The organism is Paenibacillus barcinonensis, assembly GCF_003217495.1.
Taxonomy (GTDB): Bacteria; Bacillota; Bacilli; order Paenibacillales; family Paenibacillaceae; genus Paenibacillus; species Paenibacillus barcinonensis.
The window spans coordinates 80,740-96,608 of record NZ_QJSW01000001.1 but is presented as its reverse complement, the minus strand read 5'-3'; the positions used below and the strand labels follow the sequence as shown (position 1 = coordinate 96,608).

The window sequence follows — 15,869 nt, the reverse complement described above, 5'->3', positions numbered from 1 at the left end:
GTTTTGAGCACAACGAATATTAAATCTACCGTGGAAGAAATGATCCAACCCTACTTGAACGAACAAGGCTTCGAGCTGGTTGACATCGAATACGTCAAAGAAGGCAGCAACTGGTTTTTACGGGTGTATGTCGACAAAGAAGGTGGAATTGACATCGACGATTGTGTCTTGATCAGCGAAAAGCTGAGCGCCAAGCTGGATGAGAACGATCCGATTCCATCTGTCTATTTCCTTGAAGTGTCTTCTCCCGGTGCGGAACGTCCACTGAAAAAAGCGGAGGATGTTGCCAAAGCTGTAGGTAAAAATGTGTTTGTTACAACCTACGAGCCGGTGAATGGAATGAAGGAGTTCGAAGGCAAGCTGATTTCCTTTGATAACGGGGAGCTTGTCATTGAAGCAGGCAAGAAGCAGCATACCGTTTCTTATGAAAAGGTTGCCAGTGCGCGCCTGGCTATTTTGTTTTAAGTGCCTTGTTCACTTGATTAATGAAAAAGACACATCTCACGATAACGGCAAGGTGCTCACAAGTTTCGAGCCTTTCGCCGTTTTACGTATGAGATGCCATGTTTGAAAGGGGGATCAACATTCATGAGTATGGATTTTATTGAAGCAATGAATGAATTGGAACGGGAAAAAGGGATTAGCAAGGATGTGCTGTTTGAAGCAATCGAAGCTGCACTTATCTCCAGTTACAAGCGTAATTTTAACACGGCCCAGAACGTACGTGTTGACATGAACCGCAATACGGGGGTTATTCGGGTATACGCTCGTAAGCTGATCGTGGAAGAAGTTCTGGATTCGCGCACGGAAATCTCGTTGCCTGCTGCACGGGAGATTAACCCACACTTCCAGCTGGAAGATATTGCGGAGATTGAAGTTACGCCGCGCGACTTTGGACGTATCGCCGCACAGACGGCCAAACAGGTTGTTACCCAGCGAATTCGTGAAGCCGAACGCGGCCTGATCTACAATGCTTTCGTAGATAAGGAAGAAGATATCGTTACGGGAGTAGTGCAGCGTCAGGATTTGCGCAATATCTACATCGATCTGGGCAAAATCGAAGCGGCACTTCCTCTTACCGAGTTAATGCCGAACGAGAAGTTTGTTCACGGTGATCGCATCAAGGCGTACATCACTAAGGTAGAAAATACAACCAAGGGGCCACAAATCATCTTGTCCCGTACTCACCCTGGCCTGCTGAAACGTCTCTTTGAACTGGAAGTGCCTGAAATTTTCGACGGCGTAGTGGAAATTCGTTCCGTTGCTCGCGAAGCTGGATTCCGTTCCAAGATTGCGGTTCATTCCCGCAACGAGGAAGTTGATCCGGTTGGCTCTTGTGTAGGTCCAAAAGGAATGCGCGTGCAGACCATTGTGGGTGAGCTGCGCGGTGAGAAAATCGACATCGTTCGTTATTCCGAACAAGTGGACGAATATGTGGCTAATGCCCTGAGTCCTTCCAAGGTCTTGGAAGTTCATGTGTTCGAGGAGGAAAAGATGGCTCGAGTGATTGTTCCTGACTATCAACTGTCCCTTGCCATTGGCATCAAAGGCCAAAATGCCAGATTGGCAGCCAAATTGACAGGCTGGAAGATCGACATTAAGAGTGAGAGCCAGGCGGAGCAGGAATTCGGTAGAGAAAAAGATTCTTCTTCGGAAATGCACCAGGATTCCGTCTCCGTCGACTAAAGGAAAGCACGGGGGGGCGCTGACGTATGAAACCAAAAAAAGTGCCGATGCGCAAATGTGTGGCTTGCCAGGAAATGATGCCTAAAAAGCAGCTGATTCGCATCGTTAAAACGCCTGAGGATGAAGTGCTGATCGATTTGACCGGTAAAAAGTCTGGACGTGGCGCATATCTGTGTGGCAAAGAGTCCTGTTTCAAGCTTGCACTTAAAAATCGGGCGCTGGACCGGGCGCTGAAAAGCAAAGTTTCACCGGAGATTTATGAGCAGCTTGCTGCTGATTTCATTGCAGTAGAGGATGAATTCATAGCTGCACAGGGGCGTGAAGAAGATGAGTGATATTAAAGTATTATCCTATCTTGGTCTCTCGATGCGTGCTGGCAAACTTCTCACAGGTGATGAGATTGTGCTGAAAGCGGTCCGTTCAGGTGAAGCCAAGATGGTTATAGTTGCAGGTGACGCCTCAGCGAATACACAGAAGAAATTTCGCGACAAATGTGGTACTTACAAGGTTCCGCTTCTTATCGGATTGGATCGCGACCGCATTGGGTCAAGCATCGGTAAAGATACGCGGGTGGTTCTTGCAGTAACAGACCTTGGGTTTGCAAAAATGATCTCCAAGCAAGTCGGTATAATGTCGGAGGTGGAGTATATTGAGTAAACAGGAAAACAAGGAAAAATTGCGAGTTTATGAATATGCGAAGTCCCTTAACATGAGCAGTAAGGAAATTATAACCATTCTTAAAAAACTGGATATTCCCGTTAACAATCATATGAGTGTAATGGAGAATGGATCAGTGAGCAAGGTGGAACAATTTTTTAAAGATATCAAATCCACTGCCGCATCCAAACAGGGTGGCGAAGCCAAATCGGTAGCCACATCGTCTGTGCGCAGTGACAAACCAGTGGACAGCAACAAGCCGGGCGGCGGAGTGAACACGCCGAAGAGCAATAGTACAACCGGTAGTCCCGTACAAACAAAAATACAACAGGAAAAGCAGGTAGGTATGAACAATAGACCAAATTCCAACAATAACAATGGCGCTCAAAGACCAAGCGGCCAAGATAGCCGCAACAGAACCAATTCTTCTTCAGGCTCAAGCCAGGGAACACAATCAGCAAATCGTCCAAGACCAGCTTCTGGCGGTCAAGGTAACGCAGGTTCCCGTCCGCAAGGAGCGGGTCAACGTCCAAATAACGGTGGAGGCAACTCCAGCAGCACTGGCAACCGTAGTGGTGGCCAAGGACAAGGCCAAAGCCAGGGACAAGGTGGCCAACGCAGAGGCGGCCAAGGCAACACAGGCAGCAACAATGGAAATCGCTCCAACAATAGTGGCGGTGGACGTCGTTTTGATGACAATCGCGGAGGCGGAGGAAACTTCCGCAATAACCGTGGCGGCAAGAACAACCGCAACAGAAATCAGCAGCAGTATGTACAGCGTGAAAAAATTGATAACACACCGAAAAAAATCATCGTTCGTGGTGATATGACAGTTGGTGAAACAGCGAAGCTGCTTCATAAAGATGCTTCCGAAGTTATCAAAAAGCTGATTGGTATGGGTGTTATGGCAACCATTAACCAAGAGCTTGATATTGATACCATTCTTCTGCTTGCAGGTGAGTTTGGTGTCGAAGTTGAAGTGAAAATCGTGCTTGAAGATGACCGTTTTGAAACCGTTGAAGAAAATGATGATCCTGCGGATCTTCAATCCCGTCCTCCGGTTGTAACGATTATGGGTCACGTTGACCATGGTAAAACAACATTGCTGGATGCGATTCGTTCTACGAATGTAACTGGCGGCGAAGCGGGCGGAATTACGCAACATATCGGTGCATATCAAGTTGAGATTAACCACAAGAAAATTACGTTCCTGGATACACCGGGTCACGAAGCGTTTACAGCGATGCGTGCTCGTGGAGCACAGGTTACGGACATGACAATTATTGTGGTAGCTGCAGACGATGGTGTTATGCCACAGACGGTTGAGGCGATTAACCATGCCAAAGCTGCTGGTCTGCCGATTATCGTTGCAGTCAACAAAATTGACAAACCGGGTGCTGATCCTGATAAAGTGAAGCAGGAACTGACCAACTATGAACTCGTTCCAGAAGAGTGGGGCGGAGATACCATCTTTGTAAACGTATCTGCGAAACAAAGAATGGGTCTGGAAGGTTTGCTTGAAATGATTCTGCTCGTTGCAGAAGTAAATGAATACAAAGCAAATCCAGATAAACGTGCTAGAGGTACGGTGATTGAAGCCGAACTCGATAAAGGACGTGGACCTGTTGCACGTATTCTGGTTCAGCATGGTACGCTGAAAGTCGGCGATGCTTTCGTTGCAGGTAACTGCTTCGGACGTGTACGTGCGATGGTGAATGACAAAGGTCGTCGTCTGAAAGAAGCTGGACCTTCTACACCTGTTGAGATTACAGGTCTGACAGAAGTGCCAGGTGCAGGTGATCCGTTCATGGTGTTTGAGGATGAGCGCAAGGCTCGTTCCATCGCTGAAAAACGTGCGATTACACAACGTGAGTCAGATTTGGGCACGAACACACGTGTAACTCTGGATGATCTGTTCCAGCACATCAAAGATGGCGAGATCAAAGATTTGAACGTGATCATCAAAGGTGACGTACAAGGTTCAGTGGAAGCATTGAAAGGTTCCCTTGCGAAGATCGAAGTTGAAGGCGTACGCGTGAAGATCATTCATAGCGGTGCCGGAGCGATTACGGAATCCGATATTATTTTGGCGGCAGCTTCTAATGCCATCGTGATCGGTTTCAACGTTCGTCCTGAAAATCAGGCGAAAATTACTGCGGATCAAGAGCAAGTGGACATTCGTCTGCACCGCGTCATCTACAGTGTTATCGAAGAGATTGAACAAGCAATGAAAGGTATGCTTGATCCGATCTACAAAGAAAAAGTTATTGGTCATGCTGAAGTGCGTAATACCTTCACGATCAGTAAAGTGGGAACCATTGCAGGTTGTATGGTTACCTCGGGCAAAATCACTCGTTCTGCGGAAGCGCGTCTTATCCGTGATGGTATCGTCCTTTACGAAGGTAAGCTGGATTCCCTGAAACGCTTTAAAGACGATGCCAAAGAAGTGGCTCAAGGTTACGAGTGTGGTATCACATTGGATAAATACAACGATCTCAAGGAAGGCGATGTTATCGAAGCCTTTATTATGGAGACCGTACAACGATAAGCAAGGAAGTATGAGGTGAACAACCATGGCTAAGATTCGTACAGGTAGAGTGGGCGAGCAGATCAAGAAAGAATTGAGCTTGCTTATCCAGTCAGAACTGAAAGATCCACGTATCGGTTTTATTACCGTTACGGGTGTTGAAGTGACTGGCGACTTGTCGCAAGCCAAAGTTTATCTAAGTGTCTTCGGTGAACAGGAGCAGAAGGATAATTCCCTTAAAGCACTTGCGAAAGCAAACGGCTTTCTGCGCACGGAACTGGGCAAACGTATCCGGTTCCGTCATGTTCCCGAATTGATATTTAAGATCGACGAATCGATTGCATACGGTAGCCGGATTGAAAAGCTGCTGGGCGATATTGGTTCCGACAAAAACGAATCCCAGTAACAGAATAGAGGAGACGGCAATGCACACTTATGAACAGGCGCTCCAGGCAGGAAAACAATTCCTGCTGGAGCATGACGATTACCTGGTCGTGTCGCATGTACAGCCGGACGGTGACGCAGTCAGCTCGACGGTAACGGTGGGCTGGCTGCTGTCATGTCTGGGAAAGACATTCACCATGATCAACGAAGGTGAAATTCCGCAGCGCATGCGTTTTTTATGGCAGGCGGATGCCATTGTGAACATGACCGAACAACCCCCGATGCGTAAGTATAAAGCGATCATCTGTGTTGATTGTGCTGACTTTGCCAGAGTGGGGCTTACCCGCCAATATTTTGAAGATGACGCGATGATTCTGAATATTGATCATCATCCGACGAACAACGGTTATGGAGCAGTAAATATCATCAAATCAGATGCGGCAGCAACTGCCGAAATTTTGTTTGATTTTTTACAGCTTTTCGATATTACGTGGAACAAGGATATTGCAACGTCTATATATACGGGTCTGTTGACAGATACGGGTGGATTTCGATATGCCAACACAAGCCCGAATGTAATGGCCGTGGCTTCACGTCTGCTGGAACATGGTGTGAATGGTCCTTATCTTGCGCAAACGCTGCTGGAAGAGGTTACGCTTCCCCAGGTTCGCATTCTGAACAAGGCTCTCTCTTCTTTGCAGATGACGGAAGATGGCAGAGTGGCCTGGGTGGTTATTACACCAGATGACATGCAGGCATGCGGAGCAGTTAATGAGGATTTGGAGGGCATTGTGAACTTCACTCGCAACATTCGTGGAGTGGAAGTGGGTATCTTTTTCAAAGTTATCAATGACAATGCAGTAAAGGCCTCCATGCGTTCAGCTGGTAAAATAGATGTTGCAGCGCTAGCACAGACCTTTGGTGGTGGCGGACATGTGCTCGCAGCGGGCTGCCGTTTGGAAGGCAAGTTAGAAGAAGTCGTGGAAAAAGTGCTGAAGCAGGTGAACTCACAATGGTAAAGCCGTTTGAAGGTGTGCTGCCGGTGTATAAGCCAGCGGGGTTTACTTCTCATGACGTCGTAGCCAAGATGCGCCGTATTCTAAAGATGAAACGCATTGGTCACACGGGTACGCTTGATCCTCAGGTGACCGGGGTTCTGCCGCTCTGCCTAGGGCGGGCTACACGAGTAGTGGAGTATATGCAGGAGCTTCCTAAGGAATATTTGGCAACGCTCAGGCTGGGACTTGCGACGGATACAGAGGATCTGACGGGCGAAGTCATTGAACATTCATCCTCTGCTGTAGAAGTGACACGGGATCAGGTACAACAGGTTCTGGAGCAGTTCCTTGGCACGATCTCACAGGTTCCGCCTATGTATTCTGCGGTGAAGGTTGATGGCAAACGTTTATATGAACTCGCACGCGAGGGCAAAACGGTCGAGCGCAAGAGTCGTGAAGTTACGATCTATGAACTGGAGCTGACGGGAATAGAGAGTAATGACGGCACAACCGACATCTCTTTTCGTGCCTTATGCTCGAAGGGAACGTATATCCGTACATTATGTGTCGATATCGGCCGCAAGCTGGGGTTCCCGTCTACCATGGTGAAGCTCGAACGTACTGTATCTGCAGGAATATCTGCAGAGCATTGTCTCCATATAGAAGAGGTGGAAAAGCGCATGGCCGAAGGCACGCTGGCAGAGGCACTGATCCCGGTAGATGAAGCGATTCCTTCTATTCCAGCCCATAAGGTCGGAGAAGAGCAGATGAAGGGCGCCCTTCAGGGTCAAAAGTTGTCCGCTCGTCTTCTGGAGCCGCCAGTGGAGCAGCCTGGGCTGCTTCGTCTCTATGCTCAGGACGGCACGTTTCTGGGGATATTTGAACGAGATGAATTGAAACCAACCGTGAGGGCTGTTAAAGTTTTCTTGCCGGAATAAAAAGGTACCAGGCTTGGAGTGATGATGAGGTTCAAGCTTGGCCCATCAAGTGAAATGCAGGTGAATGATTGTGAAAACCGTAATGTTAACCTATCCGCAGACATTACACTCTGCGGAACTGAGTACACATCCCCAAGTGTTGGCAATAGGTCAATTCGATGGGCTGCATCTCGGCCATGCAAGCGTCATTCTATCCGCCGTTCGCATTGCTCGGGAAACGGGTAAGAAGGCGGCCGTCATGACCTTTCACCCCCACCCGAAAGAAGTTATGCGCAAAGGGGATTACGAGGGATACCTTACTCCGCTGCGAGACAAAGAAGAGATTTTGGCTGGTATGGGAGTGGATATTCTGTACGTGGTTGAGTTTAATGAGTCTTTTTCAAAGTTATCGCCGGAGCAATTTGTGCATGAATTGTTACTTCCTCTTCAAACGCGAACAGCTGTTGTCGGATTTGATTTTCGTTTCGGGCATAAAGGCGCGGGCGATGAGCAGATGCTGCGTACATTGGGTGCAGGCGATATGACGGTAGAGACGGTGCCTCCGTTTCTGCTTGGCGGGGAGAAGGTGAGCAGCTCACTCATCCGTGCTCTTCTGAAACGTGGCGAAATGTATGAGGCAAGTCAGTGGCTCGGCCGTCCATACAGCGTCAGAGGGACAGTTATCCATGGAGAAAAACGTGGGCGTACCATTGGTTTTCCAACGGCTAACCTTGAACTTGTCGATCATTATGTTACCCCAGCCAAAGGGGTATATGCTGTGCGGGTGAATGTCGGGGATCAACAGCTCGCTGGTGTGATGAACCTGGGTGTCAAACCGACTTTTCACGAGAATGGCATGAAACCGACCTACGAAGTGCACTTGCTTGATTTTGACGGTCAAATCTATGATCAGGAGCTGAAGGTGGAATTGGTGCATTACATTCGAAATGAGCAAAAATTTGACTCCATTGATGCCTTGATTGCTCAGATTCGCCAAGATGCACTGACCGCTGCTCGTCTGTTATCCTGAAATATAGAATTAACGTATGAATGTTTACATTTTTCATTTAAATTGATGTTTACATTTACTTTGTCCGGGCAACTATGATATAATGTACTACGTTGTCGGTTAAGACGACATTAACCTTAGCTTGGTTGCAGGCTCTCACCGGCGGTGACGAGGCTAATGGCGATTATAATGAAGGAGGTGAATAGGATGGCATTGACTCAAGAACGTAAACAACAACTGATCGACGAGCACAAAACTCATGAGTCCGATACTGGATCACCTGAGGTGCAAGTTGCTATCCTTACGGAAAACATCAGAAGTTTGACAGACCACTTGCGTACGCATAAGAAAGACCACCACTCACGTCGTGGACTTTTGAAAATGGTAGGTCAACGTCGTAAGCTTTTGGCTTACGTGAAAAACAAAGATGTTAAACGTTACAGCGCACTGATCGAAAAACTCGGATTGCGTCGTTAATTATCGTACATGTTTTCAAACTCAACCTGGCTGTTATCCGCCTCTTCTTTTGTCTAAAAGGACAAGCGGACCTCACAGCCGGGTTGTTTTGTAGATGAACATGTTGCCATATATTTGTAGCTGAGGGCTCCGCAAGGAGCTTTTGTTTTGCAAGTATGCCTGTCTTCAAGGCAACCATTGTTAATGAATGCCGAACAAGCAGGAAATACTATGAATATGCAGAATCCATTGTGATAGGAACGAATTAAAGGAGGGATTTCATGGAACAGCGTGTTGAAATGCAGCTTGGTGGAAGAAAGCTTACGCTTGAAACTGGGCGTTTGGCCAAGCAGGCGAATGCTGCCGTTAAGGTGACTTACGGAGATACCGTCGTATTATGTACCGTGACAGCATCCAGTGAGCCGAAAGATTTGGACTTTTTCCCATTAACGGTGAACTATGAAGAAAGATTGTATGCTGTAGGTAAAATCCCTGGTGGATTTATTAAGCGTGAGGGCAGACCATCCGAGAAAGCGATTTTGGCAAGTCGTCTGACAGACCGTCCGATTCGCCCATTGTTCCCGGAAGGTTTCCGTAATGATGTACAAGTATTGAACATCGTGATGAGTGTGGACCAGGACTGCGAACCACAAATCGCTGCGATGATCGGTACTTCGGCAGCACTGAGCATCTCGGATGTTCCGTTCAGCGGGCCGATTGGCGGTGTGAAGGTTGGTCGTATTGATGGTGAATTTATCATCAATCCTACCATTGCTCAGCTTGAAGTGAGCGATATTGAACTGGTTGTAGCCGGAACAAAAGACGCGATTATGATGGTTGAGGCTGAAGCGAACGAAGTGCCTGAAGAAGTGATGCTTGAGGCAATTATGTTCGGGCATGACGAGATCAAAAACATTGTAACGGTGATTGAACAGCTGGTACAGGTTGCAGGAAAAGAAAAAATGGAAGTGAAGCTCCATGCTGTAAACGCAGAAGTGAACAGCAGTGTGCGTGAGTATGCAAGTGCACGCCTTGTGGAAGCTGTTAAAATTGCGGAGAAACACGCTCGTCAGGATGCAATTGATGCTGTGAATGACGAAACGGTTGCTCATTTTGAAGAGAAATACCTTGAAACACCTGAATTGCTGAAAGATGTGAAAGAAGTGCTGCACGATATCGTCAAAGAAGAAGTGCGCCGTCTGATCACACACGATAAAGTACGTCCCGATGGACGTGGCCTTGCCGAGATTCGTCCGATTGAATGTGACACTTCCTTGCTGCCGCGTACACACGGTTCAGGCTTGTTCACACGTGGACAAACTCAGGCACTTAGCATCTGTACACTTGGTGCGCTTGGAGATGTTCAAATTCTGGACGGCATCAGTCTGGAAGAAACCAAACGATTCATGCATCACTACAATTTCCCGCCGTTTAGCGTAGGTGAAGCTCGTCCGCTTCGTGCGCCAGGACGTCGTGAGATTGGACATGGTGCGTTGGGTGAACGTGCGCTGTCCAAAGTCATTCCTTCAGAAACGGATTTCCCTTACACCATTCGTTTGGTATCAGAAGTGCTGGAATCGAACGGTTCTACGTCCCAAGCAAGTATCTGTGCAAGCACACTTGCAATGATGGACGCGGGCGTACCGATTAAAGCTCCGGTAGCTGGGGTAGCAATGGGTCTGATCAAAGACGGAGAGCATGTATCTATTCTGAGTGATATTCAAGGTATGGAAGATCACCTGGGTGACATGGACTTCAAAGTAGCGGGAACACCTGATGGAGTAACCGCGATTCAAATGGACATCAAAATTGATGGTATTGACCGTCAAATTTTGTCCGAAGCGCTGGCACAGGCGAAAGAAGGACGTATGCACATTTTGGGTAAAATGACCGAAGTGATGAAAACGCCGCGTGAGCAGTTGTCGCAGTATGCGCCTAAAATTACAACAATGCACATCAATCCGGACAAAATCCGTGATGTTATCGGTGCTGGCGGTAAAATTATCAATAAAATCATCGAGGAAACCGGTGTTAAAATTGATATTGAGCAGGATGGCCGTGTCTTTATCGCTTCTTCCAATCAGGAGATGAATGATAAGGCCAAAGCGATCATCGAAGGCATTGTACGCGAAGTGCTGGTTGGCGAGATCTATGTCGGCAAAGTAAAACGCGTTGAAAAATTCGGTGCATTCGTTGAAGTGCTGCCTAACAAAGAAGGTTTGGTTCACATCTCACAACTGTCTACAGAGCGTGTAGCAAAAGTGGAAGATGTGGTGGCAATCGGTGATTCGATTACGGTAAAAGTAACCGAGATCGACCCGCAGGGCCGAATCAACCTGTCCCGTAAAGCGGTATTAACGGCGGAAGCTCCTGCGCAATCCTAAGCAGCGGATGGCGGAATAAACTGAACGATTGAATGAAGAGACAGAATGCGAATTTCTGGCTCTTTTTTTAACGTTTAAATTGCAGCGAATGCAGCAGGTGGATTGCGGGATTTAATCATAATCCTGCCCTTGTCCTCATATGATGGGGACAAAGACGGCGGGAGGATGGAGCTGTGAGAAACCAATCCAAAAAACTGGCGGTTGTTCTCGCGGGTGTGGCATCGGTCATGCTAATCGGACAAGTCGGCAGTGTACGTACATACATTACGGAGATCCGCGATGGACCAGGCACACAGAATGCGTTTGATATGTTTAAAGAAGCGACGGGGGAAGAATCATTATTAGCTGCGATTAAGGATAAAGCGGCCGAGACCCGGATTGCACCGGTGAATGCCAGAGTTGATCGTGTATGGAAAGCGATTCCGGGTTACAACGGTCTGGAGATTGACGTGGAAGCGACCTATCGGAAGGCGCTGAGTGGCACATGGAATACCAAAATTCCATACGTCTATCGCCAGATTGAGCCAGATATCCAATTGAAAGACCTGGGTGCGCATCCGATCTATCGAGGCAATGCCAATAAACCGATGGTTTCTTTTATGATCAATGTGGCATGGGGGAATGAATTCCTCGTTCCGATGCTGGACACGCTGGATGCCGAAAAGGTGAAGGCTACTTTTTTTCTGGATGGCAGCTGGCTGAGCAAAAATGCGGAACTTGCCAAGGAGATCCAAAAACGCGGACATGAGATATCCAACCACGCGTATTCCCATCCGAATATGAGCCGATTAAGTGCGGAGCGGGCAAAACTGGAGATCAGTAAAACGCAGGAGCTGCTGCACCAGACGCTTGGTGTAGAGAATCGCTGGTTCGCACCTCCTTCGGGTGATTTTAATCAAAAGACAGTAGATATCGCGGCTTCAATGGGCCTGAAAACGGTGCTCTGGACGGTAGATACCGTGGATTGGCGGAAACCAAGCCCAGATTCCATCATAGCCAAAATAACGAGAAAAACCGAAGCCGGTTCATTAATCTTGATGCATCCTACAGCTTCCTCGGCAGGTGCGATGAAGGGCATGATTGATTCTATTCGTGCCAAGGGACTGGTGCTTGGAACCGTAAGTGAAACGTTGTCTTCGGAACGGGTGAAAGGCAATGCGGTTGAGTGAATGCTGTTTTTTTGTTAATATCAAAAAGTTAGGACCTAATGTCGATGGCAATCTGCAAGGATTGAGATCATGGCAATTATAGAGATGTAGGAGGGCCAACCGTGAAAAAAATTCAGCTGGGCAATGGCCTCAGAGTTGTAATGGAGCAAATTCCGACTTGTCGTTCCGTGTCTTTCGGAATATGGGTCAAAACAGGTTCGCGTAATGAGCGTACCGAAAATAACGGGGTATCCCATTTTATTGAACATATGCTGTTTAAGGGAACAGAGCGTTTCGATGCCAAGGCGATTGCGGAGCAATTTGATGCCATTGGCGGTAATGTGAATGCATTTACGTCCAAGGAGTATACCTGCTATTATGCTAAGGTCCTTGATGAGCATCTGCCAATTGCAGTTGATGTGTTATCTGATATGTTCTTCCGTTCCAACATGGATGAGGGTGAACTGGCCAAAGAGAAAAATGTCATTCTGGAAGAGATTTCGATGTATGAGGACACACCTGATGATATGGTTCACGATCTAATGGCCCTTGCCGCATACGGAGAGCATCCCCTCGCATATCCGATTCTGGGTACAGAAGAACGTCTCAAGGCGATGGATTCCAGTCATTTGCGTTCTTATATGAAGGAGCATTACACAATCGAAAACACGGTGATCAGCATTGCGGGCAACATTGATGACAGTGTGATTGATCTGATGGAGAAGCATTTTGGCGCATTTGACGTTAGAGGGGTGTCCGAGGAAGTAAAGGCACCAGCTTTCCAAAGCGGACAGCTTTTCCACAAAAAGAAAACGGAGCAGAACCACATTTGTATCTCGTTCCCTGGGTGCAAAATCGGTGATCCGTTACAATATGCCATGGTGGTCTTAAATAACGCTATTGGCGGAGGCATGAGCTCCAGACTGTTTCAGGAGATTCGTGAGAAGCGCGGACTCGCCTATTCTGTTTATTCGTATCACAGCTCTCATGCGGACAGTGGACTGTTCACCATCTATGCGGGCACAGCTCCAAAGCAGACGAAGGAAGTGCTGGACTTGACCAAAGAGGTGCTGCGTGACCTGGCTGTCAATGGTTTATCCGAGGATGAACTCCGTAAAGGCAAGGAACAGCTGAAGGGCAGTCTGATTCTGAGTCTGGAAAGCACAGGTAGTCGAATGAACCGGCTTGGGAAAAATGAATTGATGCTTGGCAGACATTTGACGCTGGATGAGATGATCGTCAAAATTGAGCAAGTGAAGATGGAGGATATTGATGCTGTACTTGATCTGATGTTTGCAGAGCCGTTTGCACTTGCTATGGTAGGCGCTTCAGACAAGACGATTGCTGGACTGAGAAGGGATGATTTGGTTGCATTACGTTCAAATAAAGAAGTTACCGGGTAACGAGGATATTAAGCTGCCGCAAAAAATGTCTGAGCTGGCTGCCGGCTTTGATGTTGTGGCTGCATTGGAGGAAGAGGTTGTCCTGAAGCCCGGGCAGCGCACGCTGATCCCGACCGGACTTGCGATGGCGATGCCAGCTGGACTGGAGGCTCAGATTCGTCCACGCAGTGGCTTGGCCTTCAAACACGGGATTACTTGTCTGAATACTCCCGGAACGATTGATGCGGATTATCGTGGCGAGGTGAAGGTGCTGCTTATTAATCTGGGGCAGGAGCCGTTTACAATTGTACGCGGGGAACGTATTGCCCAGATTGTATTCCAGACGGTGCCGGCGATCGAGCTGACGGAGGTTGCTGAACTTTCGGAGACGGTACGAGGAGAAGGCGGCTTCGGTCATACAGGCAAGTAATCATCATTTTTTTTCATTGCTAAGAAATAGGATTAGAAGTGAAATGCTTCATAGAAGCAGTATTATGTATTTTTGGTCGTCCCTTTGTGGGGCGGCTTTTTTATGTTCTGGCATCAACTGCTGCATTTATTGTTTTCACCCCCCTGTGGGCCGCTGCATACGATAAGGCATACATGTGGTGAAAGGAGTGACGTCCCGATGCTGACCGGAGTCCGGATTGTCGTTCTGGGCGGAGATGCAAGGCAGCTTGAAGTCATTCGAAAGTGCGCCGAACTGGATGCAACGGTAAGTGTGGTAGGCTTTGACCAACTGGAGCAGGTTATTCCGGGCATTGAGCACTGTGAACTTGAGGATGATGTGTTTGCTTCCGCAGATGTGCTGGTGCTGCCTGTGGTAGGCTGTGATGATCAAGGGAAAGTAAGCTCTTCGTTTAGCAATGCTGCAATTGTTTTGAAAAAAGAACATATGGCTGCTTTGCCGGAGCACTGCACCGTGTTTACAGGTATGGCAAAGCCGTTTTTGCGTGAGCTTTGCCAGGAAAACGGCCTGCGCCTGGTCGAAGTGCTAGATCGTGATGACATCGCACTTTGTAATTCCATTCCGACAGCGGAGGGAGCCATCGCCATTGCAATTAAGGAAACCGATATTACCATTCACGGCTCTGAATGCATCGTGCTGGGCATTGGTCGAACGGGGTTTACGCTGGCGAAAACACTGCAGGGGCTGGGAGCCAATGTGCGGGTGGGAATCAGGCGGAATGAAGATGCAGTTCGGGCAACCATCATGGGCTGGAAGCCTTTTATGACAACGGATTTGGCCGCTCAAACCGGGGAAGTTGACTTGCTTTTTAATACGATACCGACTATGATAATCACAGCACAGATCCTGTCCAGAATGCCTCAAAAAGCAGTCATTATTGACCTCGCATCCGCTCCCGGCGGTTGTGATTTCAGGTATGCCGACAAGCGTGGCATCAAGGCACTGCTCGCACCAGGCCTCCCCGGTATTGTTGCTCCCAAAACGGCTGGCGGCATTATTGCCGACGCATTAATCCGTTTGCTTTTGGAAGAACAGAATGCACGGGAGGTTAAATCATGAACTGGCAGGGTAAAACGGTAGGTTACGCAATTACGGGGTCTCATTGTACGTTTGAAGAGGTTATGCCGGTCATTAGCCGCTTTGTTGCTGAAGGAGCCAATGTCATTCCGATTATTTCGAACTCGGTGCTGACGACGGATACACGCTTTGGAACAGCGCAGAATTGGCAAAAACAGTTGAAAGATATAACGGGTAATGATATCATTTCAACAATTGTTGAGGCGGAGCCTTTAGGGCCCTCTAAGCTGCTTGATGTGCTGGTCATTGCTCCATGCACGGGGAATACAACGAGCAAGTTGGCTAATGCAATGACTGATAGTCCGGTACTTATGGCTGCCAAAGCGCAGATGCGTAATCAGCGTCCGCTTGTGCTGGCTATATCGACAAACGACGGGCTCGGCTTGAATGCGGCAAATATTGCAAAACTGTTAGTGGCGAAATATTTGTATTTTGTGCCGTTTGGCCAAGATGATCCAGTGAAAAAACCAAATTCGTTAGTTGCCAAAATGGAGCTGATCCCAGAAGCTTGCTGGAGTGCACTCGAAGGCAAGCAGCTGCAGCCTATGATTGTGGAGCGTGCTTCACAGGCATAGAGGTGATCTGTAGTCAGGGCAATAACGGTTATGCGCTCGAAGAATTGAAGAAGGGTTCGAGAGACAAAGAAAATCATGGTGCACGATAGCTGGCGTGAACAGCTACCTCTGACCACGTTCCTGTTTGTTAGGGCATTCCCTGCATTATCGCATTGGAACGCTCCTTAGGGTGATCCATTTGTTGATCTGACTCGTGTCCA

16 protein-coding genes are annotated in these 15,869 nt (G+C 47.9%); all 16 read left to right on the top strand.

The annotated features are described in order from the left end of the window. The first annotated feature begins 3 nt into the window (after nucleotides 1-3). The 16 genes from rimP to DFQ00_RS00380 all read left to right on the top strand — a co-directional run bounded on the left by rimP (nucleotide 4) and on the right by DFQ00_RS00380 (nucleotide 15,669). Nucleotides 4-465: a ribosome maturation factor RimP gene (gene rimP / locus DFQ00_RS00455; RefSeq protein ID WP_110893091.1), complete on the top strand. Its 462-nt coding sequence runs from the start codon at nucleotides 4-6 to the stop codon at nucleotides 463-465. Between the two features lie 123 nt (nucleotides 466-588). Next, entirely contained in the window at nucleotides 589-1,686 is a 1,098-nt protein-coding gene (nusA, locus tag DFQ00_RS00450; protein ID WP_090923835.1) for a transcription termination factor NusA, read from the top strand. 26 nt (nucleotides 1,687-1,712) lie between these two features. Continuing rightward, on the top strand, nucleotides 1,713-2,021 hold the full coding sequence (rnpM, locus tag DFQ00_RS00445; protein WP_110893089.1) for an RNase P modulator RnpM: 309 nt from the start codon (nucleotides 1,713-1,715) through the stop codon (nucleotides 2,019-2,021). Next, nucleotides 2,014-2,343, top strand: a complete 330-nt coding sequence (locus DFQ00_RS00440) for a L7Ae/L30e/S12e/Gadd45 family ribosomal protein (protein ID WP_110893088.1) — start codon at nucleotides 2,014-2,016, stop codon at nucleotides 2,341-2,343. Before rnpM ends, DFQ00_RS00440 begins: the two co-directional genes overlap by 8 nt. Further along, nucleotides 2,336-4,891, top strand: a complete 2,556-nt coding sequence (gene infB / locus DFQ00_RS00435) for a translation initiation factor IF-2 (protein ID WP_110893086.1) — start codon at nucleotides 2,336-2,338, stop codon at nucleotides 4,889-4,891. The genes DFQ00_RS00440 and infB overlap by 8 nt, the downstream gene beginning before the upstream one ends. Before the next feature lie 25 nt (nucleotides 4,892-4,916). Then, entirely contained in the window at nucleotides 4,917-5,276 is a 360-nt protein-coding gene (rbfA, locus tag DFQ00_RS00430) for a 30S ribosome-binding factor RbfA (protein WP_110893083.1), read from the top strand. 19 nt (nucleotides 5,277-5,295) lie between these two features. Then, on the top strand, nucleotides 5,296-6,273 hold the full coding sequence (locus DFQ00_RS00425) for a DHH family phosphoesterase (RefSeq protein ID WP_110893081.1): 978 nt from the start codon (nucleotides 5,296-5,298) through the stop codon (nucleotides 6,271-6,273). Further along, on the top strand, nucleotides 6,267-7,190 hold the full coding sequence (gene truB, locus DFQ00_RS00420) for a tRNA pseudouridine(55) synthase TruB (RefSeq protein WP_110893079.1): 924 nt from the start codon (nucleotides 6,267-6,269) through the stop codon (nucleotides 7,188-7,190). Before DFQ00_RS00425 ends, truB begins: the two co-directional genes overlap by 7 nt. 70 nt (nucleotides 7,191-7,260) lie before the next feature. Then, nucleotides 7,261-8,199: a bifunctional riboflavin kinase/FAD synthetase gene (locus tag DFQ00_RS00415; RefSeq protein ID WP_425271001.1), complete on the top strand. Its 939-nt coding sequence runs from the start codon at nucleotides 7,261-7,263 to the stop codon at nucleotides 8,197-8,199. Nucleotides 8,200-8,385: 186 nt separating this feature from the next. Continuing rightward, entirely contained in the window at nucleotides 8,386-8,655 is a 270-nt protein-coding gene (gene rpsO, locus DFQ00_RS00410) for a 30S ribosomal protein S15 (protein ID WP_056700672.1), read from the top strand. A gap of 260 nt (nucleotides 8,656-8,915) precedes the next feature. Next, the gene (pnp, locus tag DFQ00_RS00405; protein WP_110893075.1) at nucleotides 8,916-11,018 is read left to right on the top strand and encodes a polyribonucleotide nucleotidyltransferase; all 2,103 of its coding nucleotides are present in this window, start codon (nucleotides 8,916-8,918) and stop codon (nucleotides 11,016-11,018) included. Between the two features lie 173 nt (nucleotides 11,019-11,191). Further along, complete coding sequence (locus tag DFQ00_RS00400) at nucleotides 11,192-12,187, top strand: polysaccharide deacetylase family protein (protein ID WP_244213649.1); 996 nt, start codon at nucleotides 11,192-11,194, stop codon at nucleotides 12,185-12,187. A gap of 101 nt (nucleotides 12,188-12,288) precedes the next feature. After that, nucleotides 12,289-13,569, top strand: a complete 1,281-nt coding sequence (locus DFQ00_RS00395; RefSeq protein ID WP_110893073.1) for a M16 family metallopeptidase — start codon at nucleotides 12,289-12,291, stop codon at nucleotides 13,567-13,569. Further along, a complete protein-coding gene (dut, locus tag DFQ00_RS00390) occupies nucleotides 13,526-13,978 on the top strand; it encodes a dUTP diphosphatase (protein WP_174812288.1) in 453 nt (150 codons plus the stop codon). The genes DFQ00_RS00395 and dut overlap by 44 nt, the downstream gene beginning before the upstream one ends. 198 nt (nucleotides 13,979-14,176) lie before the next feature. Beyond that, nucleotides 14,177-15,076 (top strand): dipicolinate synthase subunit DpsA, encoded by a 900-nt coding sequence (gene dpsA / locus DFQ00_RS00385; protein WP_110893068.1) that lies wholly within the window; start codon nucleotides 14,177-14,179, stop codon nucleotides 15,074-15,076. Beyond that, the gene (locus DFQ00_RS00380; protein WP_110893066.1) at nucleotides 15,073-15,669 is read left to right on the top strand and encodes a dipicolinate synthase subunit B; all 597 of its coding nucleotides are present in this window, start codon (nucleotides 15,073-15,075) and stop codon (nucleotides 15,667-15,669) included. Before dpsA ends, DFQ00_RS00380 begins: the two co-directional genes overlap by 4 nt. Nucleotides 15,670-15,869 lie beyond the last annotated feature (200 nt).

What these genes read in the sequence shown, in the direction of transcription:
- dpsA (WP_110893068.1), top strand. Translation starts at nt 14,177, where the DNA reads ATGCTGACCGGAGTCCGGATTGTCGTTCTGGGCGGAGATGCAAGGCAG.
- DFQ00_RS00425 (WP_110893081.1), top strand. Translation starts at nt 5,296, where the DNA reads ATGCACACTTATGAACAGGCGCTCCAGGCAGGAAAACAATTCCTGCTG.
- dut (WP_174812288.1), top strand. Translation starts at nt 13,526, where the DNA reads ATGATTTGGTTGCATTACGTTCAAATAAAGAAGTTACCGGGTAACGAG.
- rbfA (WP_110893083.1), top strand. Translation starts at nt 4,917, where the DNA reads ATGGCTAAGATTCGTACAGGTAGAGTGGGCGAGCAGATCAAGAAAGAA.
- pnp (WP_110893075.1), top strand. Translation starts at nt 8,916, where the DNA reads ATGGAACAGCGTGTTGAAATGCAGCTTGGTGGAAGAAAGCTTACGCTT.
- DFQ00_RS00380 (WP_110893066.1), top strand. Translation starts at nt 15,073, where the DNA reads ATGAACTGGCAGGGTAAAACGGTAGGTTACGCAATTACGGGGTCTCAT.
- DFQ00_RS00440 (WP_110893088.1), top strand. Translation starts at nt 2,014, where the DNA reads ATGAGTGATATTAAAGTATTATCCTATCTTGGTCTCTCGATGCGTGCT.
- rnpM (WP_110893089.1), top strand. Translation starts at nt 1,713, where the DNA reads ATGAAACCAAAAAAAGTGCCGATGCGCAAATGTGTGGCTTGCCAGGAA.
- nusA (WP_090923835.1), top strand. Translation starts at nt 589, where the DNA reads ATGAGTATGGATTTTATTGAAGCAATGAATGAATTGGAACGGGAAAAA.
- truB (WP_110893079.1), top strand. Translation starts at nt 6,267, where the DNA reads ATGGTAAAGCCGTTTGAAGGTGTGCTGCCGGTGTATAAGCCAGCGGGG.
- rpsO (WP_056700672.1), top strand. Translation starts at nt 8,386, where the DNA reads ATGGCATTGACTCAAGAACGTAAACAACAACTGATCGACGAGCACAAA.